Genomic DNA, 22,783 nt, shown 5'->3' with positions numbered 1-22,783 from the left:
CTTCGGCGGCGGCTCGGGCGCGGGCGGCGGCGGCTCGGCGCAGCCCGGCGCGCCCGGCCCGACGTTCACGTGGACCTCCCCGTCGATGCACACGCTGACCCCGCCGCCGCCCTCGCCGGTGACCGTCACCGAGGACGACGGGTCGGGCACCGGGTCGGCGGACGCGCACGGCGGCAGCGCGAGCGTCCCGGCCAGCGCACCGGAGATCGCGGCGGGCAGCAGCGGCAGGCGGCGCACGCTCAGCCACCCCCGGCGATGCGCCGCAGCTCCGCCGCGGCGCCGGTGAAGGCGTCCGGGTGGACGGCGAGCCCGCCCCGGAACACGTGCGCGATGTCGAAGACCAGGTAGATGCCGGCGGCCAGGAGCGCGGCCATGAGCCCGAGCGGGATCAGCGTCATCCCGCGGGGGCGGGCGCCGGCGAACAGGGGCAGCAGCATGACCACGATCCCGGTGAGGACGGTGACGACCAGCAGCCCGAGGGGCGGGGTGGTCTTGGCGTCCATGGCCCGCTGGTGGCGCGCCGCGGAGATCTCGGTGAGGTGGTCCAGGACGCTGCCCTGGGCGTTCTGGAGCTCGTCGGTGGACGCCTTCACCGCCATCACCTCGCGGCGCAGCCCGTCGAGCTTCGCCCATCCGGTGGCGCTGAGCCGGCCGTGGTCGCGCATCAGCCGCCATTCGGGGCCGCTGACCAGCTCGACGTAGTCGCGCAGCCCGGCCTGGACGCGCTGGGCGTCGGCGGGGGGCAGCCGGGAGGCGGACCAGTACGCCTCGACGACCGCCTGGCTCTCGGCGTAGGTGTTGGACCGCGCGGAGTCGGCCGAGGTCCACGGCACCACGATCGCGATGGCGAACGCGAGCAGGAACAGCGCCGACAGCATCGCGCCGGTGTGCGCGGCGGTGGGGCCGTCGGGGTCGGGGTCGTCCACGCCGTGCCGCCCCCGCCGCACCAGCCGGCTTGCGAGGATCACCACGATGACGGCGCACAACGCGGCCGCAATATAAATGATCATGCCCCTCCCGGGGGGATCGGCCACTCCGCGGGCGGGGCCTGCTCCCCGCCGGCGGGCGACTGTCGGTGATTCTAAGTTCACCAAGCGTGTCCATGTCGTGGTTTCGCCTTGGTCGTCACCTGGAGGTGACCCGGCCGTCCGGGGCGGGAAGCAAAGGCTGGCCCACGGCACGGTTTCGCGCGGCCGGGGGAGCGGGGGCCGTCGGCGGGGAAGGACTGCAGGGGGAGCCGGGCGTGCGCCCGCGACGGCGGGGAAGTGCTGTTGGTTCTTGCGATTCATGGTGGTGATGCCGGAAGATCTCCGGTAGAGAACTCATATAGAAGGACGATTGTCGGCAACCGGCCTGAAAGGGGCGGCAGCGTGAGGGGAGACGGCAATGGCGCCGCAGGGAAAGCTGGACCTCGACCCGCAGGTGGTGGACACCGCCCGGCGGCTCGCCGCCCGGGCCGCCGAACCGATCATCCGGATGGCCCGCTCCCACACCACCGTCTCGGTTGAGCGGGCGCTGCTGCGGCTGGCCGGCCTGGCCGGCGCCGACGACGAGGGCCGTCCGTGGGCCAACCACCTCGCCGACGCCGTCCGCGACCAGGTCGGCCTCGAGCACGGCTTGGCGCTGCCGGTGTGGGACGCCCTGCTGACCGGGCCGCACCGCTCCCTGCGCGACCTCGCCGAGGCCACCGCCCGGGGCCGGGTGTCGTTCCGGCTGCCCGCAGGCACCGACGCCGCGCACGCCCGCGAGGCCGCGACCGCCGCCGCGCGCGGCGGCCTGGACCTGATCGGCCGCCGCCGCGCCGAACGCGACGCGCTGCTGGCCGAACTGCCGACCCCCGACGCGGCCGGCCCGCCGCGCCCGCTCGTCTACCTCATCGTCGCCACCGGCGACATCTACGAGGACATCCCGCAGGCCCAGGCCGCCGCCCGCGAGGGCGCCGACGTCGTCGCGGTGATCCGCTCCACCGGCCAGTCGCTGCTGGACTTCGTCCCCGAGGGTGCCACCCGCGAGGGCTACGCCGGCACCTACGCCACCCAGGAGAACTTCCGGCTGATGCGCGCGGCGCTGGACGACGTCTCCCGCGAACTCGGCCGCTACGTCCGGCTGACCAACTACGCCTCCGGGCTGTGCATGCCGGAGATCGCCACGCTCGCCGGGCTGGAGCGCCTGGACATGATGCTGAACGACTGCATGTACGGCATCATCTTCCGCGACATCAACCCCCGCCGCACCTTCATCGACCAGCGCTTCTCCCGGCAGATCCACGCCCGCGCCGGCATCGTGATCAACACCGGCGAGGACAACTACCTCACCACCGCCGACGCGGTCGACGCCGCGCACACCGTGATCGTCAGCCAGCTGCTCAACGAGCGGTTCGGCCACGAGGCGGGCCTTTCGGACGCCCAGCTCGGCCTCGGCCACGCCTTCGAGATCGACCCGGCGGTCCCCGAGTCGTTCCGGCTGGAGCTCGCGCACGCCCAGCTCGTCCGCGAGCTGTTCCCCGGCGCGCCGCTGAAGTACATGCCGCCCACCAAGCACATGACCGGCAACATCTTCGCCGGCTACCTGCTGGACGCGTTCTTCAACCTCGCCGGGGTGCTGACCGGGCAGTCGATCATCCTGATCGGGATGATGACCGAGGGGATCCACACGCCCTGGCTGTCGGACCGCGACCTGGCGCTGGAGAACGTCCGCTACGTCCGCGACGCCTGCGGCGCCCTCGCCGAGGACTTCATGCCCAGGCCCGACGGGATGATCGTCCAGCGGGCGAAGCAGGTGCTGTCGGAGTCGGTGGAGCTGCTGGAGCGGATCGAGGACGACGGGCTGCTCACCGCCATCGCCGAGGGCACCTTCGGCGTCACCCGCCGCCCGCCCGACGGCGGCAAGGGCCTGGACGGCGTCGTCGAACGCGCCGACGGGTACTTCAACCCCGCCATCGACGTCCTCGACACCGAGGACCCGCACGCCCACCGCGCCACGGCCGACGCCGCCCAGGAGGTGCCCGCATGACCGTCGAGACGACCGGAGGGACGCAGGCCCCGGCCGAGCCCGCCGACACCCGCCAGGTGATCCGGCCCTACGGCGACACCACCGGCGACGGCATGGTCCAGATGTCGTTCACGCTTCCCGTCCCGGCCGGCAAGCGCGCCGACGCCGCCGCGCTGCAGCTGGCCGGGAAGATGGGCCTTGACCCCGCCAGCGTGGTGCACGCCAAGCCGATGGGCCCCGACTTCACCTTCTTCATCGTCTACGGCAGGGTCGGGCACCTCATCGACTACGCCTCCATCCCCGTCCCCGAGGAGCGGGCCTACCCGCTGCTGTCCTCGCAGGAGGTCAACCTCGCCATCCGGGGCGCGCTGAACCGGCGGCTCGTCGTCGTCGGCGCCTGCATCGGCACCGACGCCCACACCGTCGGCATCGACGCGATCCTCAACGTCAAGGGCTTCGCGGGGGAGAAGGGCCTGGAGTACTACCGGGAGATCCAGGTGGTGAACATGGGCGCCCAGGTCACGGTCGAGGAACTCGTCGAACGCGCCAAGGTCGAGGACGCCGACGCCGTCCTGGTCTCCCAGGTCGTCACCCAGAAGAACGCGCACCTGCACAACACCAAGCAGATGGCCGCCGCGTTCCACGCCGAGTACCCCACCGCCGTGGCCGCCGGTATGGGACGGCCGCTGCTGGTGGTCGGCGGGCCGCGCTTCGACACCGTCAGCGAGGAGGACCTCGGCGTCGACCGGATCTTCGGCAAGGGCACCACCCCCGCAGAGGTCGCCAGCTATCTCGTCCACGCCCTGCTTCCGGGCACCGCCGTGCAGGAGGCGCGGGAGGCGGACGACGACGAACGAGAGGACGAGCGATGAGCGACCCCCGCGAGGGCCTGACCGTCACCCACCGCCGCTACGTGCCCTACGCCCACGCCCACTACGCCGGCGACCTGGTCGACGGCGCCTACATGCTCGGCCTGTTCGGCGACGTCGCCACGGAGGTGTGCATCCGCACCGACGGCGACGAGGGCCTGTTCGCCTCCTACTCCGACGTGCAGTTCCGCGCGCCCGTCCGGGCCGGGGACGTGCTGGAGGCCACCGCCGTCGTCACCCGGGTCGGCACCCGCAGCCGCACCCTGGACTTCGAGGCGCGGGTGGTGTGCCGGGGCCGTCCCGACAAGGGCGAGTCGTCCGCCGAGGTACTGGCCGAGCCGATCGTCGCGGTCACCGCCACCGGCACCGTCGTGGTCCCCGCGCCCGGCGAGTGATCATCCGGCGGGTGCCGGGACGGAATTGACGCCCACCCGCGATCATGGGGCTGAGCTGGGAGAACGAAGAGTCGCCGCAGAACATGCGGCGGTTGACAAGGGCCGCTAAGCCGGTAGTTTTGCTGCAGTCCAGCACGGGACTCACCGATCGGCCGCCCGGGTCGCCACCGGGCACCGCGCCGCGGCGGGACGAGAGCGGGCCACACCGGTGGCCGACGCCGTGCCGTCCGAGCCAGTGCGGTGGTCCGGGCCGGTGTCCGGGCGGAGCCGCCCGATCGCGCGGGGGGTTGGACCCGGGAAGGGCCCGGACATCCAGTAGAAAACGGAGACCCGCTCTCACCGCCTGTGGGACGGCTCCGGCCCGACGGATGTCACGGGCCCTCTTCCGCGTCCGCCCGCCCTCTCCGCCCGGCCTTTCCGCCCTCCTGTCACCGCCTCCGCGCGGCGTCCGCGCGGGTCACCGGCACGTGGCGTTGCCGCAGAAGCGGGCATACCGTGACCGGTACGTGGTCGCCGCGGGCACGGCGTGCCGGTAGCGTTCCCGCGAACGGATCGAGCGAACGAGGGGTGGACGTGGCCCAGGAGACCCTCCCGGACCGGCCGCCGGCCAGCGGACCCGCGGCCCCGGACGGCGGCCCCGGCGCGGCGGGGCGTCCCGGCCGCGCCGCGCGGCTGGGACGGCGGCTGCGCCGCTTCCTGCGGACCGGCGGCCGCGCCGGATGGCCCCGCACCGTCGTCGTGATCGCCGCGGGCCTGGCGCTGTGCCTGGCCTTCCCGCCGTTCGACCTCACCCCGCTGGCGTTCCCCGCCGTCGCCGCGCTCACCCTCGCGGTGCGCGGGCAGGCCGCCCGCACCGGCGCCTGGCTGGGCTTCCTCGCCGGCGCCGCGTTCTTCCTGCCCGCCCTCGACGGGCTGATCCCGGTCGGCCCGGACGCCTGGGCCGTGCTGAGCCTGGTCGAGGCGCTGTACTTCGTCCCCATGGGCGCCGCGATCGCGCTCGTCACCCGGCTGCCCGGCTGGCCGCTGTGGACGGCCGGGCTGTGGGTCGGCCAGGAGGCGCTGCGGGGCCGCGTGCCGTTCGGCGGGTTCCCGTGGGCGCGGCTGGCCTTCAGCCAGACCGACACCCCGCTGACCCCGTACGCCTCGCTCGGCGGGGCGCCCCTGGTCACCTTCCTGACCGCGCTGATCGGCGGGCTGCTCGCCTTCGCCGCCCTGGCCGCCTGGCGGCTCCGCCCGTCCCGCCGGGGTGCCGCGGACGGTGCTGACGGCACGCGGCCGGAAACGGCCGGACGCGGCGACCACGAGCCCACCGGTGAGGAACCGGCCCGCGCGCCGGGCGCCCCCGGCCGGCGCCGCGCCGCCGTCTCCGCCGCGATCGCCCTCGCGGTGGCCGGCGCGGTCACCGGCGCGGGCGCGCTCATCCCGACCCCCTCGGACGGCCCGCGGGTCACCGTCGCCGTCATCCAGGGCAACGTGCCGCGCCTCGGCCTGGACTTCCTCGGCCAGCGCAAGGCCGTCCTGAACAACCACGTCAAGGCCACCCACGAGCTGGCCGCCGAGATCCGCGCCCGGAAGGTCGCCAGGCCGCAGCTGGTGGTGTGGCCGGAGAACTCCAGCGACCTGGACCCCTACACCGAGCCCGACGCCTACCGGGCCATCGACGGCGCCGTGAAGGACGTCGGCGTCCCGGTCCTGGTCGGCGCCCTCACCGACACCCCCGACCGCAAGAAGGTCGAGAACCGCGGGATCGTCTGGGACCCGGTGACCGGCCCCGGCGACTACTACGTCAAGCGGCACCCCGTGCCGTTCGGCGAGTACCTGCCGTTCCGCGATGTCCTCACCAAGATCATCAAGCGGTTCGAGCTGATCCCCCGGGACTTCGCCAAGGGCACCCGGTCGGGGGTCATGCGGCTCGGCCCCGTCGACATCGGCGACGTGATCTGCTTCGAGGTCGCCTACGACAAGGAGGTCCGCGACGTCGCCCGCGGCCGGATCCTCGTCGTGCAGACCAACAACGCCACCTACGGCCGCACCAGCCTGCCGCCGCAGCAGATCGCCATGTCGAGGCTGCGCGCGGTAGAACATGGCCGTACGATCTTGGTTGCCGCGACGAGCGGGATCAGCGCGATCGTCGCCCCGGACGGCCGGATGATCGACCGGTCCAGGGAGTTCGTGCCCGACATCCAGGTCGCGAGCGTCCCCGAGCGCTCCGAGCGCACCCTGGCGGACCGGCTCGGCGAGTGGCCGGAATGGGTGCTGGTCGTGCTGGGCATCGGTGCGCTGTGCGCCGCGGCATGGACGACGGTCAGCAAGAACGAGGAGAATTGACACCGATGGAGATCCCAGCCGAGCTCGGCAGGGTGCTCGTGATCATCCCGACCTACAACGAGCGGGAGAACATCGAGCGCATCACCGGCCGGGTGCGCAAGGCCGTCCCGTCGGTGGACGTGCTGGTCGTGGACGACGCCAGCCCGGACGGCACCGGCGAGGTCGCCGACGCCATGGCCGCCGCCGACGAGCAGGTCAAGGTCCTGCACCGCACCGGCAAGGAGGGCCTCGGCCCCGCCTACATCGCCGGATTCCGGTGGGCCGCCGACAACGGCTACGACGTCATGGTCGAGATGGACGCCGACGGCTCCCACCAGCCCGAGGAGCTGCCCCGGCTGCTGGCCGCGCTCGAGGACGCCGACCTGGTGATCGGCGCCCGCTGGGTGCCCGGCGGCAAGGTCGAGAACTGGCCCAAGCGCCGCGAGGCGCTCTCGCGCGGCGCCAACACCTACGCCCGGCTGATGCTGCGCATCCCGCTGCACGACGCCACCGGCGGGTACCGCGCCTTCCGCGCCGCCACGCTGGACAAGATCGGGCTGGAGGGGGTCGACTCGCGCGGCTACTGCTTCCAGATCGACCTGGCGCTGCGCGCCCTCCGCAAGGGGCTGCGCGTCGTCGAGGTGCCGATCACCTTCGTCGAGCGCGTGCACGGCACCAGCAAGATGAGCCGGGACGTGATGATGGAGGCGGCGCTGCGCATCACCCAGTGGGGGGTGGCCGGGCGCGCCGGGGGGAAACGTTCGGGGCCGCCGCGGCGTTGACACGGGTACAGGCATTCCGCGACCCGAAAATGGAGCCATGCTGCCGCTAGCACTGGTCCTGGCGTTCCTGCTGACGCCCGTCCTGGAGATCTACCTGCTCGTCCAGGTCGGCGAGGCGATCGGCGCCTGGCCGACGGTCGGGCTGCTGGTCGCCGAGACGCTGCTGGGCGGCTGGATCGTCCGCCGCGAGGGCCGGCGCGCCTGGCGGAGCCTGCAGGAGACCGTGCGGCGCGGCGCCGTGCCCGACCGGGAGCTCGGCGACGCCGCGCTGGTCATGGCCGGCGGCGTGCTGCTGCTGATCCCGGGCCTCATCACCGACGTGCTGGGGCTGGCGTTCGTGCTGCCCTTCACCCGGCCGCTCGTCCGCCGCGTCGCGTCCCGGTACGCCGCCCGGCGGATGCGGATCGCCGGCGACCGCGCCTCGATGACCTTCCCGCCCGGCGCCGCGGGCCCCGGCCCGGCCGGGTTCGGGCCGCTCGGCCCGTTCGGGCCCGCCGCGGACGACCGCGACCCCGGCACGCCGCGCGGCCCCGTCGTCCGCGGCGAGGTCGTCGAAGAGGACGATCACCCCTCCCGCACCTGACGGGGGAGCGCGGCGCCCGGCATTCGATCTCCACGTCGGCGTCCGAAAACGTCATCGGACATGGGAAAGGACCGCACCTTACGGTGCGGGCCTTCCGCCGATCTCAGTCGATCATGCCGATCTCCTCCTGCGCCCCGCACGCAGGATCTCGAGCCGTTCGGCGAGGACCTCCTCGAGGTCCTCCACCGTTCTGCGCTCCATGAGCATGTCCCAGTGGGTGCGCGGCGGCTTGCCCTTCTTGGTTTGGGGCAGCTCCCCGTCGACCCGCAGGGCCGTGGCGCCGCAGCTGCGGCATTCCCAGGTCATCGGCACCTCGGCCTCGGCTGCGAGCGTCACGGTGAACCGGTGGCCCTTCGTACAGGTGTAGTCCACCTCTTGCCGTGGGGCCAGATCGGTGTTGCGATCGTTCTCGTAGCTCGTCGCTCCGAGTCGGGTGCCGCGAAGTGCGCGCTCGGCCATCGTCAAGTGCCTCCCAGACGGCTTGCGGTCCTGCTCTGACCAACGCTGGACACCATCACAAGATTCCCGGATCATGCCGCGCCCAACCCTGCTCTTTGCGGCCGTACCGGGCCGGGCCCGCCGATCGTCCGCCGGGCGCCTACCCGCGGCGCGTCAGGACCTCGTCGATCAGCCCGTACTCCTTGGCCTGCGTGGCGGTGAAGTGGCGTTCGCGGTCCAGGTCCCGCCGGACGGTCTCGGGGCTGCGCCCGGTCGCCTCCGCCAGGATCGCCTCGGTCCGCTCGCGCATCCGCAGCACCTCCCGCGCCTGGATCTCCAGGTCGCTGGAGTTCCCGCGGGACGCCTCGACCGCCGGTTCGTGCAGCAGGATCCGCGCGTTGGCCAGCGCCGCCCGCCGGCCCCGCGCCCCCGCCGCCAGCAGCACCGCCGCGGCTGGCCCGGCCTGCCCGACGCAGGTTGTCTCGATCTCCGGCCGGATGTAGCGCATCGTGTCGCAGATCGCCATCATCGCCGTCAGCGACCCGCCCGGAGAGTTGAGGTACAGCGCGATCGGCCGGTCGGGGTCCATCCCCTCCAGCGCCAGCAGCTGCGCGGTGACGTCGTTGGCGGTGGTGTCGTCGACCGGGGCGCCGAGGAACACGATGCGGTCCTCGAACAGCTTGTTGTACGGGGTGGTCTCCTTGACCCCGTAGCTCGTCCGCTCGACGAACGAGGGGACCGGGTGGTGTTCCTCGGCGTGCGTCACGACCCGACCCGGTCGGTGCTGTCGATGACGTGGTCGACGAACCCGTACTCGCGGGCCTGCTCGGCGGTGAACCAGCGGTCCCGGTCGCCGTCGGCCTCGATCTTCTCCAGCGGCTGCCCGGTGTGGAACGCGGTCCGCTCGGCCAGCGTCCGCTTCAGGTACAGCGACTGCTCGGCCTGGATCCTGATGTCGGACGCGGTGCCGCCGATCCCGCCGTGCGGCTGGTGCATCATCACCCGCGCGTGCCGCAGCGCGTACCGCTTGCCGGCCGTCCCCGCGCACAGCAGCGTCTGGCCCATCGAGGCGGCCATCCCCATCGCCACCGTCGAGATGTCGTTCGGGACGAACTGCATCATGTCGTAGATCGCCATCCCGGCGTCGACCACGCCGCCGGGGGAGTTGACGTAGATGGTGATGTCGCGCCGCGCGTCGTGCGCGGCGAGCAGCAGCAGCTGCGCGTTGACCCGGTTGGCGACCTGGTCGTCGATCTCGGTGCCGAGGAACACGATCCGCTGCGCCAGCAGCCGCTCGAACAGCTGCGCCTCCGCGAACGGCGGTGCCTCGGCCAGCTTCGCCATCGTCCGCGGTGCGAAGGTCTCCGGCCGCCGCGCCGAGCGGTCCTCCTCCGGTCGGTCGAACATGCGCCCTCCTCTTGATCAGTACAGAACGTACGTTCTGTACGTCTGGAACCTACACTCGCTGGGCAGGGAGGGGCCAGAGGAGTTCGCTATACGATGAACAGCGTGGAGAAGCCGGTGACGGAGGCACGCAAGGAGTTCGCCGACCTGGTGAACCGGGTCGCCTACACGGGGGAGCGCGTGGCGCTGACCCGGCGTGGGAAGGTGATGGCCGCCCTCGTGTCGGCGGAGGACCTGGAACTGCTGGAGAGCCTGCGCGCCGGGCGCCTGGACCTCACCCAGACCGGCCAGGCCGCGGCGCAGCAGCCCGAGCGCCCGCAGCACGCGCCGCTGCGCATCGCGGCGGAGTACCGTCCGGGCGGCCCGCCGCGCCCGCCGGGCTTCGGCCGCTGACACCGCCTCCCGGCAGGCCGTACGGTCAGGAGGCCGAGGCGGACCGGGGCCACAGGTCGCGGGACGCCATCACGTGGCGCAGCGCGACCAGGTCGTCGGTCATGATGCCGTCGATGCCGATGTCGAGGAGCCGGTTCATCGCGGCGGGATCGTTGACGGTCCAGGCGTGGACCTTCAGGCCGAGGCGGTGGGCCTCGGAGATGAACGCCTCGGTGACGAACGGGACGGGCCCGAGGCCGTAGGGCACCTGCGCGCACGCTACGCCGGTCGCGGCCAGCCGGACGAGCTTGGCGGTCGGGCCGCCGTAGGACTTGGCGCGCAGCGCCATCAGCCCCCGCGGGCCGAGCGCCATGCACACGTCCTCGCCGGTGAACAGGGGGAGGCGGGCGCGCATCTGCGCGAGCCGGCGCGTGGAGAACGAGGTGATGCACACCCGGTCCCACGCCCGGGTGCGGTGCAGGACCTCGGCGAGCGGGCCGATGACGGGCGCGTCCTTGAGGTCGACGTTGACCCGCGCGTCCGGCCAGGCCGACAGGATCTCCTCCAGGCGGGGGATGGGCTCGGCGCCGCGGATGCGGGCCTTGGCGACCTCGGCGTAGGGCATCCGCGCGATCGCCCCCGTCCGGTCGGTCACCCGGTCGAGCGTGCGGTCGTGGAAGGCGACGACGACGCCGTCGGCGGTGGCGTGGGCGTCGGTCTCCAGGTAGCGGTAGCCGAGGTCGATGGCGCGCTGGAAGGCGGACATCGAGTTCTCCGGCCGGCCGCTCGCGCCGCCGCGGTGGGCGAACGGGATCGGGCCCGGATGATCGAGGAAGGCGTACGAGCGGGGCACCCGTCCGATTATGGCCGACGCCCGCGCCCGGCCTTACCTTACTGTGTAAAGGCGCCGGGCTGATAGTGCAACTGCTAGCGTCGTCTCCTCACACGATCAGCAGGAGGAGCAGGTCCCATGGCCGACGTGAACGAGTACCGGGCGACGTTCGAGCTGGTGGACGTGGACGGCGACGGGTACATCTCCACGGCCGAGCTGAAGAACCTGATGTCCAAGCTCGGCCGGGACGTCACCGAGACGCGGGCCGTGGAGGTCGTCGTGGCGGCCGACGTCAACCGCGACGGGAAGATCTCCCTGGAGGAGTTCGCCGCCCTGATGGAGCAGACCGCCTGACCGGCGTCAGGCGCAGGCCCCGGGCCGCGCGGACGGCAGGCAGACGCCGATCGCCTGCGCCAGCTCCTCGGCATGGGTCAGCTGGGGATGGTGGCCCGCGCCGTCGATCACGGTCACCGTCGCGCGCTCACCGAGCGAGTCGACCAGCGCCCTCCCGTCGCCGGTGAGGGGATCCTCCGCGCCGGTGATGACGTGCACGTCGCCCGTGTACCGCTGCAGGCCGCGCCGCAACTCCGCGCGCCACCGCCCGCTGCCGGCGGCGGCCAGGAACCCCGCAGTGCGGGCGGCGACGTGACCCCGGTGCAGATCCTCAGCGCAGGACGCGAGCGCCTCGGCCCGCTCACCGGATCCGGTGAGCCGGTGCGCGAGGGCCTCGGGGCGCACGCGCCGCAGGTAGAGACGGGTGAGCAGGGGCAACCGGTTGGCGAAGCCGAGGCGGGGCTGAAGGAAGAACGGCGCCACCAGCGTCAGCCCGGTGATCCGATCCGGACGCCTCAGGGCCGCCTCCAGGGCGGCGGCCGCGCCGAGGGAATGGCCGACCAGATGCACGGAGCCGGCGTCCCCGACCAGCGCGTCCAGCCAGTCCGCGAGATCGCGCGGGCGGCCGGCGCTCATGCCCAGGCCGGGCAGGTCCACGGCCCGCGCGTGCCCGAGGTCCGCGACGACCGCGGCCCACGTGTCGGCGTTGACCGGGAGGCCGGGCAGCACAACGGTCGGCGCGCCCGGTTCGCCGAGTTCGAACGTCCGGACGCCGGCATACCGGGTGAACCGCCGCGCCGGTCCCCGCGCGGGCGCGGCGCCGAACCGGTGCGCTGCCAGGTGGTCGGCCCACCGCAGGATCGAGCCGGTCGTGTCGGGGGCCTTCAGCCCGTGCCGTTCGGCGAGCGTGCGGGCCGGGTCCGTCGGGTAGCGGTCGGACGACAGGAAGCTCAGTGTCTCCCGGTCGGCCTTGGTGAGGGCGGCCGGCAGGCGCCGGACCACTGGCACCGGTATCCGCATCCTCGGGACCCGCACCTGGTAGTGCCGGCCCACGAGCGAGAGCAGGTCGGGCAGCGGGGGAGTGCGGTCGTCCAGGACCCAGAAGGATCTGCCGGCGGTGTCCGGGTCGTCCGGCAGCAGCGTCATGAAGCGCGCCAGATAGTCGATGGGGATCACCGGGACGAACGTGCGCGCGTTTCCGGGCAGCGCCGCGACCGAGCCGCGCCAGATCTCCGCGATGCTCGCGGCGAGGCCGATCTGCTGGTCCGACTCGCCGCTCGTGCTGTCACCGATCACGCTGGACGGATTGACGATGGACCACGGCACGCCCAAGCGACCGGCCGCCGCCTGGAAGACCGCGTCCGCTTCGACCTTGGATGCCTCGTAGGCGCCAAGCCTCCGGTAGACGTCGCGTGCGACGTCGTCGCTCCACGGCCCGTTAGCGGATTCCTGACCCCCCACCCGGTAACCGGACACGTGCACCAGCCGCCGCAGCCGGGGCATCTTCGCCGCGAAGGACACGATCGCCGTGACGCTGTCGACGTTGGCCCGGCGCGCCTCAGCTTCCGTCATCCCGAACCGGTACGCCGCCGCACAGTTGTAGATCTCGGTGACGTCCTCCCAAGTGCGAGGGCCCTCCTCCACCAGCCCCGGGCTGTCGAAATCGACGCGCAGCTCGCGGATGGCGGTGCCGCATCCATGCTCGGCTAGCCAGGAGGTCAGCCTCGCGTGGGACCGGGCGTCGCGCGTCGCCACCGTCACGCCGACGCCCTCCCTGGTCAGCGCGAGGATCAAATGCCGTCCGATGAACCCACCGGCCCCGAACACCAGCGCACGCCGTGCCATGAGTTCCTCCTCGTCATGAACCGTACGCATGTGAAACTAGACCGGTCTACCTATTATGGCAAGCCGACACCGCCCAGCGACGACCGACCGGTTGGTCCTTGACGGTTTCGGCCTCGCACCGCCCAGGCTCCTGTGTCAGGACCGCCAGCGTGCGGGCCGGCGACCCTCCGCAGCGTGTGCGCGGCGACGGTAGCGGACTCCTCGCACGCCCCGCCCAGCCGCAGCACCTGTCTGCGTGCGGGTCTCGGCGTGCAGGCCCGGACACGGCGCCGCGCAGCGCAGTCAGGCCGGCGAACCCCTGCAGAGGCATCTGTGCGGCGAAGCCGGCGCGGGGCTGAAGGGAGAACGGCGCCACCAGCGTCAGCCCGGCGACCCGGTCCCGACGCTTCACGGCCAATTGCAGGGCCGCCTGCAGGGCGGCGGCCGCGCCGAGGGAACGGCCGACCAGATGCACGGAGCCGGCGTCCTCGAACAGCGCGTCCAGCCAGTCCGCCAGATCGCGCGGGCGGCCCGGCGTGCAAGCCGGGATCGGGCAGCGCGGGGTCAGGTCGGGGGAGCGGTTCCGGGGGAGTCGGCCCCTGGGGAAGCCGGCCCGGGGGTCAGGGGCGGGAGGGTGCGGATGGCGGTGCGCCATCCGTGTTCGAGGAGGTCGAAGGCGCGCTCGACGGCTTCGCGGGGGTCGGTGCGGCCGCGGGCGAGGGCGGCGGTTTCGAGGGCGAAGTGGGCGAGGGCCGCGCAGGCCGAGTCGTCCTCGGGGCGGCCGGCGTCCTCGGCGATGGCGTGGGCGAGGGCGGTCTCGTGCCGCATCCACATGCGGTGCGCGTAGTCGCGCAGGGCTTGGTGGCTGTCGATGAGCCGGGTGAAGCGCTCGGCGGCGGGGTCGCCCACGACGAACTTGCGGCGCAGGACGTGCTCGCGCAGGGCGGCCGGGACGGAGGTGCCGGCGGGGCGGTCGCGGACGGCGGCGACGAGGGCGGCCTCCACGTCGGCGTCCTGGTCGAACACCAGTGCCTCTTTGCTGGGGAAGTGCTTGAACAGCGTGGTGGTGGAGACGTCGGCGGCTTCGGCGACGTCCTTGATGCCGACGTTGTCGTAGCCGTGCTCGAGGAACAGCCGCAGGGCGGCGTCGGCGAGCGCCTTGCGGGTGGCGGCCTTCTTGCGTTCCCGGCGGCCCATCGTCTCCGTCATGGCGCCATGCTACCGCTTGGGTTGCCTCACTTGAAAAGTTGACTCGTTGCACTTTTTAATCGAGTGTGCTTTTGTGGGGATGGCCGGGCCCGGCGGCGACGCCCCGGATCCTCTCCGGCGCTCTCCGGATTCCCACCATCAGTGAGGTGATCAGTCATGCCCGCACCCGGTCTGCCTCCGCCCGCGGGCCGCAGCGTCCGCTGGGCCCTGCTCGGCGTGATGCTCGCGATGCTGCTGTCGATGCTGGACAACATGGTGGTCGGCACCGCGATGCCCACCATCGTCGGCGACCTCGGCGGCCTGGAGCACATCTCCTGGGTCGTCACCGCCTACACGCTGACCACGGCCGTGTCCACGCCCGTCTGGGGCAAGTTCGGCGACCTGTACGGGCGCAAGAACGTCTACCTGCTGTCGGTCGTGGTGTTCGTGGCCGGGTCGGCCCTGTCGGGCGCCGCGCAGTCGATGGTCCAGCTGATCGCGTTCCGTGCCGTGCAGGGGCTCGGCGCGGGTGGGATCGGCGGCCTGGCGTTCGCGCTCATCGGGTCGCTGGTGCCTCCCCGCGAGCGGGGCCGGTACCAGGGGATGACCGCGTCGGTGATGGCCGCCGGCACGATCGGCGGCCCGCTGGTGGGCGGTTTCATCACCGGCCACGCCGGCTGGCGCTGGGCGTTCTACATCAACCTGCCGCTCGGCGTGATCGCGCTGGTGTGGTGCTGGTTCCTGCTGCGGTTGCCCGCGACCCGGGTGAAGGCCCGCGTCGACTGGACGGGCATCAGCCTGATGACGGCGGTGATCTGCGCGCTGGTGCTGGCGACGACCTGGGCGGGCAGCACCTACCCGTGGACGTCGTGGCAGGTCCTGGCGCTGTTCGCGGCGGCCCTGGCGGGGGTGGCGGCGTTCGTGGCGGTGGAGCGCCGGGCCGCCGAGCCCCTGCTGCCCCTGCGGATCTTCACGGGGCACCGCAACTTCCCGTTGATGTCGGTGCTGATCCTGGTGTCGGGCGTGGCGCTGTTCGGCTGCGCGCTGTACCTGCCGCTGTTCCAGCAGACCGTCCAGGGCGCGTCGGCGTCGGGCTCGGGGCTGCTGCTCCTGCCGCTGATGGCGCCGGTGGTGGTGATCTCGCAGATCGGCGGCCGGGTGATGTCGGCGACCGGCCGGTACAAGGTGTTCCCGGTGATCGGCACGGCGTGCCTGACGGTGGGGCTGTTCCTGCTGTCGACCATGGACGCCTCCACGTCCCGCACGGCCACCGGCTGCTACATGGCGCTGGTGGGCGTGGGGATGGGCTGCCTGATGCAGATGGTCACCACGATCGCGCAGAACAGCGTCGAGATGCGCGACCTGGGAGCCGCGTCGGCGGCGATGACCCTGTTCCGCACGATCGGCGGCTCGGTGGGCGTGGCGGTGTTCGGCTCGCTGTTCAACCAGGCCCTCCACGGGAGGGTTCCGGCGGACGGGGCCGGCGGCGCGTCTCCGGCGGGCCTGCCGCAGCCCGCCAGGGACGCTTACCTGCATTCGTTCGTCACCGGCACGCACCAGATCTTCCTGCTGGGGGCGGTGGTGTCCGCGGTGTCGCTCGCCGCCGCCCTGCTGGTGAAGGAGGTGCCGCTGCGCGGCGGGCCGCAACCGGCGCCGGCCACCGCCGCACCCGAGACGGAGCCCGACGCCGGGAAGGTCTCCCCCTGACCGGCGGCGCCCACGGTGCCCCGGCCGCCGGGCATCCCCGTGCGGCCGGGGCAACCGCCGGGACGTCAGGGCAGTCGGCGGAGTTTCAGGGCGTTGTCGATGCGCGTGTGGCTGCGCCCGTCCGGGCCGGTCTGGACGCGTTCGTGCTCGCCGCTCAGCAGCACCTGCCACTTGCCCTCCGGGAGCTGCAGCGACTCCAGCACCTCGTCGGGCGTGGGCAGATGCAGGTCGCGGTGGGGGTCGTCGTCGCCGTGGTCGTGCTCCTCCCAGGGCGGCAGCCCGGCGTGGCCGACGATCAGCAGGATCCCGCCGGGCGCGACGGCCGCCGCGGCCGAGCGCAGGACCTCCTCGCGCGGCAGTTCGCGGGGCGAGTGCAGGAAGTGCGCCGACACCAGGTCGAACTCGCCGTCGGGGAAGGAGGGGCCGAGCTCGTGGCGCTGCCAGTCGATGCGGTCGGCGACGCCGGCGTCCGCGGCGTGCCGGGCGGCGCGGTCGAGGGCCACCTGGGAGATGTCGACGGCGGTGACCCGCCAGCCGCGGCGCGCCAGCCAGATCGCGTCGGCGCCCTCGCCCGCGCCGAGGTCCAGGGCGGTGCCGGGCGGCAGGTCGGCGGCCTCGCGGACCAGGACGGTGTTGGGGTCGCCGCTCCAGATCCGCTCGCTCTCGGAGTAGCGGGCGTCCCAGAATTCCTCGGCGGTGCTGCCTTCGTCGCTCATCATGCGTCCTTGGGATGTGAGGTCGTCGTTTCCGGTGCCATGCTCGTTGCCAGGCCCGGAACCGGCGAAATCCTTTGCTGTTCCAGCAAAATCCCGGTGCGGTCGCCGGGACGGGTCAGGCGGACCATTCGCGGCGACGGGCCTCCGCCAGGGCGATGGCGGTGGCGACGGCGACGTTGAGGGAGCCGACGCGTCCGATCTGCGGGATGTAGGCGACGGCGTCGGCGGCGGCGAGCAGAGCGGGGGAGCAGCCGTGGTCCTCGCCGCCGACGGCCAGGCAGACGTCGCCGTCCAGGGGCGCCTCGTGCAGCGGGACGGCGTCACCGGTCAGCTCGATGGCGACGATGCGCAGGCCCTCCTCGCGGATGGCGGCGGCCGCCTTGGCGGGGGTGCCGGCGTGCTCCCACGGGACGAGCCGTTCGGTGCCGAGGGCGGTCTTGGCGACGTTGCGCTGGTCCGGGGGAGTGGCGTTGCCGGCGAGCCAGAGCCGCTCGACGCCGAACACGGCGGCGCTGCGGATGATCGATCCCATGTTGAACGGCTGGGTGACCGACTCCACCAGCAGGCCGAGGCGGCCCTCGGTACGGCGCCGCCAGTCGCGGTTGAGGCGCTTGACGTCGGTGGCGCGCAGCTGCCTGCGGCCGGGCGCGGAGTCGGTGGTGCTCATCGGGTGTGGCCTTCCGTGCTGAACGAGCGGGACGAGACGCGCAGGACGCGGTAGGCGGAGCGGGAGGCGATCCGCTCGGTGGGGAAGCCCTGCTCGTTCAGCCAGCGCTGCAGGGAGTCGGAGCCGAGGTGCTTCTGCACGACCAGGTGGGCGAGCCCGCCGGGGGACAGGCGGGGCAGCCAGGCCAGGAGGAGGTCGTGCAGGGCCGCCTTGCCGATCCGGATCGGAGGGTTCGACCAGATCGCCGCGAACCGAAGGCCGGGGTCGGTCTCGTCCGCCAACTTGAACCTTACATTGTCAAGGCCAGCGGTTTTGGCATTAAAATTAGCGAGCTCCACAGCTCGCTGATTTATATCCACACCCCATACACTCGCCTGCGGCGAGCGGCTTGCCAGGGTGAGTGCGATGGGGCCGTAGCCGCAGCCCAGGTCGAGCAGGTCGCCGGTCTGCGGCGGCGCGGGGACGGTCTCCAGCAGGACGCGGGTGCCGGCGTCGACGCGGTCGGGGGAGAACATCCCGCTGTCGGTCTCCAGCCGCAGGTGCAGGTCCGGCAGGACCAGGTCCACGGAACGGCGGCGGCTCGCGGCGCCCGGCCGCTCGGCGAAGTAGTGTTCCCCCACGTCGGCCGACCGTATCAGCGTTCGGAGCGTCCCCGTGCCGCACGGTCTTGCCGCACGGTGCTGCGGCTAGGGCAGGCGGGAGAACCAGGCGAGGGAGAAGCCGCCGGCCGCCAGCGCGAACAGCAGCGCGATGCCGGTGTAGCGGGCGGCGACGTCGCGGTGCTCGGTCTTGTAGCCCAGGGACGTGCCGATGTTGGCGTACACGTCGCGCAGCTGGCCGGCGTCGGCGGCCTCGTAGGCCTTGCCGTCGGTGCTGGTGGCGAGCGTCTTCAGCGCTTCCTTGTTGACCGAGACGCTGGTCGTCTCGCCCTCGATGTCGACGGTGCCGTACGGGGTGCCGAACGCGATCGTCGACACCGGGACGTGCGCGGAGCGGCTGGCGTCGATGGCCTCCTGCACGGACCGCCCGGTGGTGTTGTCCCCGTCGGACAACAGCACGATGTGGGCGGGCGGCGGGTCCTGGGCGGCCTGGGTGTCGAAGGTCCGGACGGCCTGCAGGGAGGTGAAGACCGCCTCGCCGATCGCGGTGCGCTTGGCGAGGGCGAGCTGGTCGAGGGAGGCGATGGCGGTGTCGCGGTCGGCGGACGGCGCGGCGATCAGGTTGGCGTTGCCTGCGAAGGAGACGACGCCGACGTTGAAGCGGGCCGGCAGCTCGCGGATGAACTTCTTGGCGGCGGCCTTGGCGGCCTCCATCCGGTTCGGCGGGACGTCCTGGGCCATCATCGACAGCGACACGTCCACCGCGACCATGATGGTGGCGCGGTCGCGGGGCACCTTCACCGAGCTGGCGGGGCGGGCAAACCCGATCATCATCAGGATGATCATGATGAGGAACAGCGTCGCGGCGACGTGCCGGCGCCAGCCCGGCCGCTTGGGCGCCACCTGGGACAGCAGGGCCAGGTTGGTGAAGCGGACGGCGTAGTTGCGGCGGCGCATCTGCAGCACGACGTACAGGCCGGCCAGGATCGGCGCGACGGCCAGCAGCCAGAGGCGGTCGGGCGACAGGAAGGTCATGGGCGCACTCCCGCGGTGGTGAAGGCCCGTCCGGCGGCGCGGCGCTGGCGGACGGCGAAGCGGGCGACGTCGGCGATCCAGTCGCGGTCGGTGCGCAGGACGAGGTGGTGGGCGCCGCAGCGGCGCAGCGCGGCGCGGGTCTGCTCCCGCTGGGCGGCGGCGGCTTCGGCGTAGCGCCGGCGCGTGCGGCGGCTGAGGACGATCTCGTGGGCGGCGCCGGTCTCGGGGTCGGTCATCTCGACGAGGCCGATGTCGGGCAGGTCGAGTTCGCGGGGGTCGATGACCTCGACGGCGAGGACCTGGTGGCGGGCGGCGAGGCGGCGCAGCGGGCTCTCCCAGTCGGGTGGCGCGTCCGGGTCGCCGGGGGGTGTGCCGGCGCGGGCGCCGGTGGTGCCGGGGGCGGGCGGCAGGAAGTCGGAGATGACGACGCGCAGGCCGCGGCGGGTCTGGCCGCGGGCGAGGGAGGTGATGGCGGCGGCGAGGTCGCCGTGGGGTGCGCCGGAGGTGGCGGTGGTGCCGGACATGCGGGCGGGCGGTCCGGTGTCGGCGTCGGCGTCGGTGTCGGCGTCGGTGTCGGGGCGGGCGTCGAGGACGGCCTGCAGGAGGGCGTAGAAGGGTGCCTTGCCGGTGCGGGCGGGCCAGCGGCGCAGGCCGCCGGGGTGCTGGAGGTAGGCGCCGACGCGGTCGCCGAGGCGGACGGTGAGGAAGCCGACGGCGGCCAGGGCGGCGACGGCGAGGTCGCGTTTGACCATGGCGGCGGTGCCGAAGTCCATGCTGGGGGTGAGGTCGACCAGGGCCCAGGCTTCGAGTTCGTGGTCGGCGATGAGGTCGCGGACGTGCGGGGTGGTGGTGCGGGCCGTGACGGCCCAGTCCATGTGGCGGACGTCGTCCTCGCCGGGCTGGTAGACGCGGGCTTCGGCGAGTTCGGTGCCGGGGCCGGGGAGCAGGCCGAGGTGCTCGCCGTTGAGGAGGCCGTCCAGGCGGCGGGTGACCTGGAGTTCCAGGCGGCGCAGGGTCCGTTCGGGGGCGAGGTGGGCCAGGGCGCCGTCGCGGCGGGAGCGGGCGGGCTTGCGGTGGTCCCCGGTGGTCATGCGCTGGTCACCGCCGCGGCGCCGTGGTTCCAGACCACGCGGGGCGGGGGGACGGCGGCGAGGATCTGGTCGACGACCTCGCCGGGGTCGACGCCGTCGGCGAGGGCGTCGAAGGTGAGGACGAGGCGGTGGGAGATGACGTCGCGGGCGACGGCCTGGACGTCGTCGGGTAGGACGTAGTCGCGGCCGGACAGCAGGGCGAGGGCGCGGGCGGTGGAGACCAGGCCGAGGGTGGCGCGGGGGCTGGCGCCGATCTCGATGGCGGGGCGCAGGTCGGGCAGCCGGTACTGCTCGGGTTCGCGGGTGGCCATGACGAGGCGGACGATGTAGTCGGCGACGAGGTCGTGGACGGAGACCTCTTCGGCGGCGCGCTGGAGTTCGGCGAGGCGGTCGGAGTCCAGGACGGGGTCGGCCTTGGGCGGGTCGACGCTCATCCGCTGGAGGATGTGGAGTTCCTCGTGGGCGGAGGGGTGGTGGACGTCGATCTTCATGAGGAAGCGGTCGCGCTGGGCTTCGGGGAGGGGGTAGACGCCTTCGGACTCGATGGGGTTCTGGGTGGCCAGGACGATGAAGGGGCGGGGGAGGGGATAGGTGTTGCCGCCGAGGGAGACCTGGCGTTCGGCCATGACCTCCAGGAGGGCGGACTGGACCTTGGCGGGGGCGCGGTTGATCTCGTCGGCGAGGACGAAGTTGACGAAGACGGGGCCGAGTTCGACGTCGAACTGCTCGGTGGAGGGGTGGTAGATGCGGGTGCCGACGATGTCGGAGGGGACGAGGTCGGGGGTGAACTGCAGGCGGGCGAAGGTGCCGCCGACGACTTTGGCGAGGGTGCCGACGGCGAGGGTCTTGGCGACGCCGGGAACGCCTTCGACGAGGCAGTGACCGCGGGCCAGGAGGGCGACGACCAGCCGTTCGACCATGTGGTCCTGGCCGACGATGACCTTCTTGACCTCGGCGAGGGTTCTCTGCAGCAGTGCGGCGGCCTCGTCGACGTCGTTGGCGGCGATGGTCATATGGGTGTCCCTCACTGTGTGACGGGTGTGAGCGGGCGCGTTCCGACCCTACGCGATCACTTGTACCCGTTCGTGCGCGATCCGTGCGCGGCGGCGGGAGGCGGGTGCGGGGGGTGTCTGGTGGTGGTCGTGGTGGCGGCCGGGGGCGGGGGCGGTTGTTAGGGTTGCGGCCATGTCGAGGCCGTTGCCCCCGGGGGATCCCGCGCAGGTGGGGCCGTTCCGTTTGTCGGCGCGTTTGTCGGAGTCCGCTGCCGGGATCGTGTTCCTGGGGGTGGACGGTGAGGGGCGGCGTGCGTGTGTGGCGGTGCTGAACCGGGGGGCGGCGGGGGACGCGGCGGCTCGGGACCGGTTCCGGGCGGCGATCTTGGAGGCGGTGCCGGGCGGTTCCGGTGGTTCGGGCGGCGCGGGTGGCGGCGCGGGTGGTGCGGCGGTGGTGGCGGCGCAGCCGGACGGTCCGGCGCCGTGGGTGGCGACGGCGTACGAGGCGGGCGGTGCGGGGGCGGAGCGGTTCTTGGAGCCGGTGCTGCTGGGCGGGGCGGGGCGGCGGTGGGGGCGGCGGCGGGGTCCGCAGTTCCAGCCGCATTGGCTGGGGTCGTCGGAGGCGGCGCTGGCGGGTCAGCGTCCGCGGCCGGAGGTGGCGAGCGGGCCGGTGCCGGCTCCGGATCGTCCGCCGGAGCGGGGGCTGGTGGCGGCGGTGCTGACGTTGGCGGGGGCTTTGGTGGTGCTGGCGTTGCTGATGGCGGTGTTGTTCGCGTGCCAGCCGCGGCCGAAGGATCCGCCGTCTCCGCCGCCTGAGCCGTTGCCGACGTTCCAGTCGCCTTCGGTGGCGCCGCCGACGCCGCAGCAGCCGATGAGTCCGTCTCCGCCGCCGACTCCTTCGCCGTCGGCTTCGGGTGGTGGTGATGACGGCGGTCCGCTGTGATGGGTGTCAGGTGCTGGGGGCGGTGGCGGCGGGGTCGATGCCGGTTTCGCGGAGCCGGCGGCGTGGTGGGGTGCGGGGTGCGGCGCGCTGCCCGGTGAGGGTGGCGGGCTCGGGGGTGGGGGCGTTGGCGGGCAGGTCGTCGCAGGAGGCGACGTGGCAGGCGCGTTCGTCGCCGGGGTCGATGATCTGCTTGCTGTAGTGGGGTGGCCAGCGCAGCAGCATGCGGCGGCCGCAGGTCGGGCAGGCCCATTCCTCGGTCCCGGACCGTTCGGCCCGGATCATGCGCATCTGGTGCGTCGGCGGCAAGGCGGGTCCCTCCTCAACCGTTGGCGAGGTTCGGCGAAAATCCGGCTCCCTATGGTGATTGCCCACGTCAAAGCGGTTAAACGGGTCGGGCAAGTGACGGGTGGTGATCGGTGCGGTGGCGCCGCCGGGACGGTCAAGGGCGGTCAAGCGGGGGGCGGGGGCGGTGTGGTGAGGGCGGTGCGGACGGCGGCGCCGATCGCGGCGACGGTGCGGGCGGGGCGGCGCGCGAAGGAGCCCCAGCCGAGGTATCCGTGGTCCAGGCCCGTCCCGGTGATGAGGGTGACGGGTACGCCGGCGGTTTGCAGGCGTGCGGCGTGCTGTTCGGCCTGGGGGCGCAGGCGGTCGTGTTCGGCGGTGGCGATGATCGCGGGCGGGAGGCCGCGGGGGTCGGGGTCCAGGAGGGGGGAGA

The 22,783-nt window shown here is 73.1% G+C and carries 25 protein-coding genes and 1 pseudogene; 10 read left to right on the top strand and 16 right to left on the bottom strand.

Annotated elements, in window-relative coordinates; translation table 11 throughout:
* Both ABD296_RS43615 and ABD296_RS43610 read right to left on the bottom strand, forming a co-directional pair.
* Window positions 1-237 (bottom strand): annotated as a pseudogene (locus ABD296_RS43615) (hypothetical protein); the annotation flags it as partial.
* A 2-nt stretch (window positions 238-239) separates the two neighbouring features.
* Window positions 240-1,010 (bottom strand): bestrophin-like domain, encoded by a 771-nt coding sequence (locus tag ABD296_RS43610; RefSeq protein WP_344282325.1) that lies wholly within the window; start codon window positions 1,008-1,010, stop codon window positions 240-242.
* 376 nt (window positions 1,011-1,386) lie between these two features.
* On the opposite strand from ABD296_RS43610, the gene kamD reads away from it, so the two are divergent.
* The 6 genes from kamD to ABD296_RS43580 all read left to right on the top strand — a co-directional run bounded on the left by kamD (window position 1,387) and on the right by ABD296_RS43580 (window position 7,927).
* Window positions 1,387-3,012 carry a lysine 5,6-aminomutase subunit alpha gene (gene kamD / locus ABD296_RS43605; protein ID WP_344282322.1) on the top strand — a complete coding sequence of 542 codons (1,626 nt, stop codon included), beginning with the start codon at window positions 1,387-1,389 and terminating at the stop codon, window positions 3,010-3,012.
* Window positions 3,009-3,863, top strand: a complete 855-nt coding sequence (gene kamE / locus ABD296_RS43600; protein ID WP_344282319.1) for a lysine 5,6-aminomutase subunit beta — start codon at window positions 3,009-3,011, stop codon at window positions 3,861-3,863. Before kamD ends, kamE begins: the two co-directional genes overlap by 4 nt.
* Entirely contained in the window at window positions 3,860-4,255 is a 396-nt protein-coding gene (kal, locus tag ABD296_RS43595) for a 3-aminobutyryl-CoA ammonia lyase (RefSeq protein ID WP_344282317.1), read from the top strand. The genes kamE and kal overlap by 4 nt, the downstream gene beginning before the upstream one ends.
* A 573-nt stretch (window positions 4,256-4,828) precedes the next feature.
* Window positions 4,829-6,583, top strand: a complete 1,755-nt coding sequence (lnt, locus tag ABD296_RS43590; RefSeq protein ID WP_344282314.1) for an apolipoprotein N-acyltransferase — start codon at window positions 4,829-4,831, stop codon at window positions 6,581-6,583.
* Window positions 6,584-6,588: 5 nt separating this feature from the next.
* Window positions 6,589-7,344: a polyprenol monophosphomannose synthase gene (locus ABD296_RS43585; RefSeq protein ID WP_344282312.1), complete on the top strand. Its 756-nt coding sequence runs from the start codon at window positions 6,589-6,591 to the stop codon at window positions 7,342-7,344.
* Window positions 7,345-7,381: 37 nt separating this feature from the next.
* Window positions 7,382-7,927, top strand: a complete 546-nt coding sequence (locus ABD296_RS43580; RefSeq protein ID WP_344282309.1) for an FxsA family protein — start codon at window positions 7,382-7,384, stop codon at window positions 7,925-7,927.
* A 111-nt stretch (window positions 7,928-8,038) separates the two neighbouring features.
* Here the strand turns inward: ABD296_RS43580 and ABD296_RS43575 are convergent, their stop codons facing one another.
* The 3 genes from ABD296_RS43575 to ABD296_RS43565 all read right to left on the bottom strand — a co-directional run bounded on the left by ABD296_RS43575 (window position 8,039) and on the right by ABD296_RS43565 (window position 9,709).
* Entirely contained in the window at window positions 8,039-8,386 is a 348-nt protein-coding gene (locus tag ABD296_RS43575; RefSeq protein ID WP_344282330.1) for an RNA polymerase-binding protein RbpA, read from the bottom strand.
* Window positions 8,387-8,525: 139 nt separating this feature from the next.
* On the bottom strand, window positions 8,526-9,131 hold the full coding sequence (locus tag ABD296_RS43570) for an ATP-dependent Clp protease proteolytic subunit (protein WP_344282306.1): 606 nt from the start codon (window positions 9,129-9,131) through the stop codon (window positions 8,526-8,528).
* The gene (locus ABD296_RS43565; protein WP_344282328.1) at window positions 9,128-9,709 is read right to left on the bottom strand and encodes a ClpP family protease; all 582 of its coding nucleotides are present in this window, start codon (window positions 9,707-9,709) and stop codon (window positions 9,128-9,130) included. The genes ABD296_RS43570 and ABD296_RS43565 overlap by 4 nt, the downstream gene beginning before the upstream one ends.
* 156 nt (window positions 9,710-9,865) lie before the next feature.
* Here ABD296_RS43565 and ABD296_RS43560 point away from each other — a divergent pair, with 156 nt between their 5' ends.
* Window positions 9,866-10,162: a type II toxin-antitoxin system Phd/YefM family antitoxin gene (locus tag ABD296_RS43560; protein ID WP_344282303.1), complete on the top strand. Its 297-nt coding sequence runs from the start codon at window positions 9,866-9,868 to the stop codon at window positions 10,160-10,162.
* Window positions 10,163-10,187: 25 nt separating this feature from the next.
* Here ABD296_RS43560 and ABD296_RS43555 read toward each other — a convergent pair whose 3' ends face one another.
* On the bottom strand, window positions 10,188-10,994 hold the full coding sequence (locus ABD296_RS43555) for a glycerophosphodiester phosphodiesterase (protein ID WP_344282300.1): 807 nt from the start codon (window positions 10,992-10,994) through the stop codon (window positions 10,188-10,190).
* A gap of 117 nt (window positions 10,995-11,111) precedes the next feature.
* Between ABD296_RS43555 and ABD296_RS43550 the strand changes: the two genes are divergently transcribed.
* Window positions 11,112-11,327: an EF-hand domain-containing protein gene (locus ABD296_RS43550; RefSeq protein WP_344282297.1), complete on the top strand. Its 216-nt coding sequence runs from the start codon at window positions 11,112-11,114 to the stop codon at window positions 11,325-11,327.
* 6 nt (window positions 11,328-11,333) lie between these two features.
* Here ABD296_RS43550 and ABD296_RS43545 read toward each other — a convergent pair whose 3' ends face one another.
* Entirely contained in the window at window positions 11,334-13,151 is a 1,818-nt protein-coding gene (locus ABD296_RS43545) for an alpha/beta fold hydrolase (protein ID WP_344282294.1), read from the bottom strand.
* 543 nt (window positions 13,152-13,694) lie between these two features.
* The gene (locus tag ABD296_RS43540) at window positions 13,695-14,339 is read right to left on the bottom strand and encodes a TetR/AcrR family transcriptional regulator (protein ID WP_344282291.1); all 645 of its coding nucleotides are present in this window, start codon (window positions 14,337-14,339) and stop codon (window positions 13,695-13,697) included.
* Window positions 14,340-14,495: 156 nt separating this feature from the next.
* Between ABD296_RS43540 and ABD296_RS43535 the strand changes: the two genes are divergently transcribed.
* Window positions 14,496-16,025: an MDR family MFS transporter gene (locus ABD296_RS43535; RefSeq protein ID WP_344282289.1), complete on the top strand. Its 1,530-nt coding sequence runs from the start codon at window positions 14,496-14,498 to the stop codon at window positions 16,023-16,025.
* Between the two features lie 65 nt (window positions 16,026-16,090).
* On the opposite strand, the gene ABD296_RS43530 is transcribed toward ABD296_RS43535, so the two are convergent.
* From ABD296_RS43530 to ABD296_RS43505, 6 genes are all read right to left on the bottom strand, one after another.
* Window positions 16,091-16,744, bottom strand: a complete 654-nt coding sequence (locus ABD296_RS43530) for an SAM-dependent methyltransferase (RefSeq protein WP_344282286.1) — start codon at window positions 16,742-16,744, stop codon at window positions 16,091-16,093.
* A gap of 112 nt (window positions 16,745-16,856) precedes the next feature.
* Complete coding sequence (locus tag ABD296_RS43525; RefSeq protein WP_344282283.1) at window positions 16,857-17,408, bottom strand: TrmH family RNA methyltransferase; 552 nt, start codon at window positions 17,406-17,408, stop codon at window positions 16,857-16,859.
* Window positions 17,405-18,028: a class I SAM-dependent methyltransferase gene (locus ABD296_RS43520; RefSeq protein ID WP_344282280.1), complete on the bottom strand. Its 624-nt coding sequence runs from the start codon at window positions 18,026-18,028 to the stop codon at window positions 17,405-17,407. Before ABD296_RS43520 ends, ABD296_RS43525 begins: the two co-directional genes overlap by 4 nt.
* A gap of 66 nt (window positions 18,029-18,094) precedes the next feature.
* Window positions 18,095-19,042: a VWA domain-containing protein gene (locus tag ABD296_RS43515; protein ID WP_344282277.1), complete on the bottom strand. Its 948-nt coding sequence runs from the start codon at window positions 19,040-19,042 to the stop codon at window positions 18,095-18,097.
* Window positions 19,039-20,133 carry a DUF58 domain-containing protein gene (locus ABD296_RS43510; RefSeq protein WP_344282274.1) on the bottom strand — a complete coding sequence of 365 codons (1,095 nt, stop codon included), beginning with the start codon at window positions 20,131-20,133 and terminating at the stop codon, window positions 19,039-19,041. Before ABD296_RS43510 ends, ABD296_RS43515 begins: the two co-directional genes overlap by 4 nt.
* Window positions 20,130-21,146, bottom strand: coding sequence for an AAA family ATPase (locus ABD296_RS43505; RefSeq protein ID WP_344282271.1), 1,017 nt, complete (start codon window positions 21,144-21,146; stop codon window positions 20,130-20,132). Before ABD296_RS43505 ends, ABD296_RS43510 begins: the two co-directional genes overlap by 4 nt.
* Before the next feature lie 172 nt (window positions 21,147-21,318).
* Between ABD296_RS43505 and ABD296_RS43500 the strand changes: the two genes are divergently transcribed.
* Window positions 21,319-22,068, top strand: coding sequence for a hypothetical protein (locus ABD296_RS43500; protein ID WP_344282268.1), 750 nt, complete (start codon window positions 21,319-21,321; stop codon window positions 22,066-22,068).
* A 6-nt stretch (window positions 22,069-22,074) separates the two neighbouring features.
* Here ABD296_RS43500 and ABD296_RS43495 read toward each other — a convergent pair whose 3' ends face one another.
* Both ABD296_RS43495 and ABD296_RS43490 read right to left on the bottom strand, forming a co-directional pair.
* A complete protein-coding gene (locus tag ABD296_RS43495) occupies window positions 22,075-22,374 on the bottom strand; it encodes a hypothetical protein (RefSeq protein WP_344282265.1) in 300 nt (99 codons plus the stop codon).
* Between the two features lie 143 nt (window positions 22,375-22,517).
* The coding region (locus tag ABD296_RS43490) for an alpha/beta hydrolase fold domain-containing protein (protein ID WP_344282262.1) at window positions 22,518-22,783 on the bottom strand (266 nt) is incomplete at its 5' end.

The organism is Actinomadura napierensis (genome assembly GCF_039529375.1).
Classification (GTDB): Bacteria; Actinomycetota; Actinomycetes; order Streptosporangiales; family Streptosporangiaceae; genus Spirillospora; species Spirillospora napierensis.
Note: the sequence above shows the minus strand (reverse complement) of the source record. Positions and strands in the feature narration are given on the sequence as shown.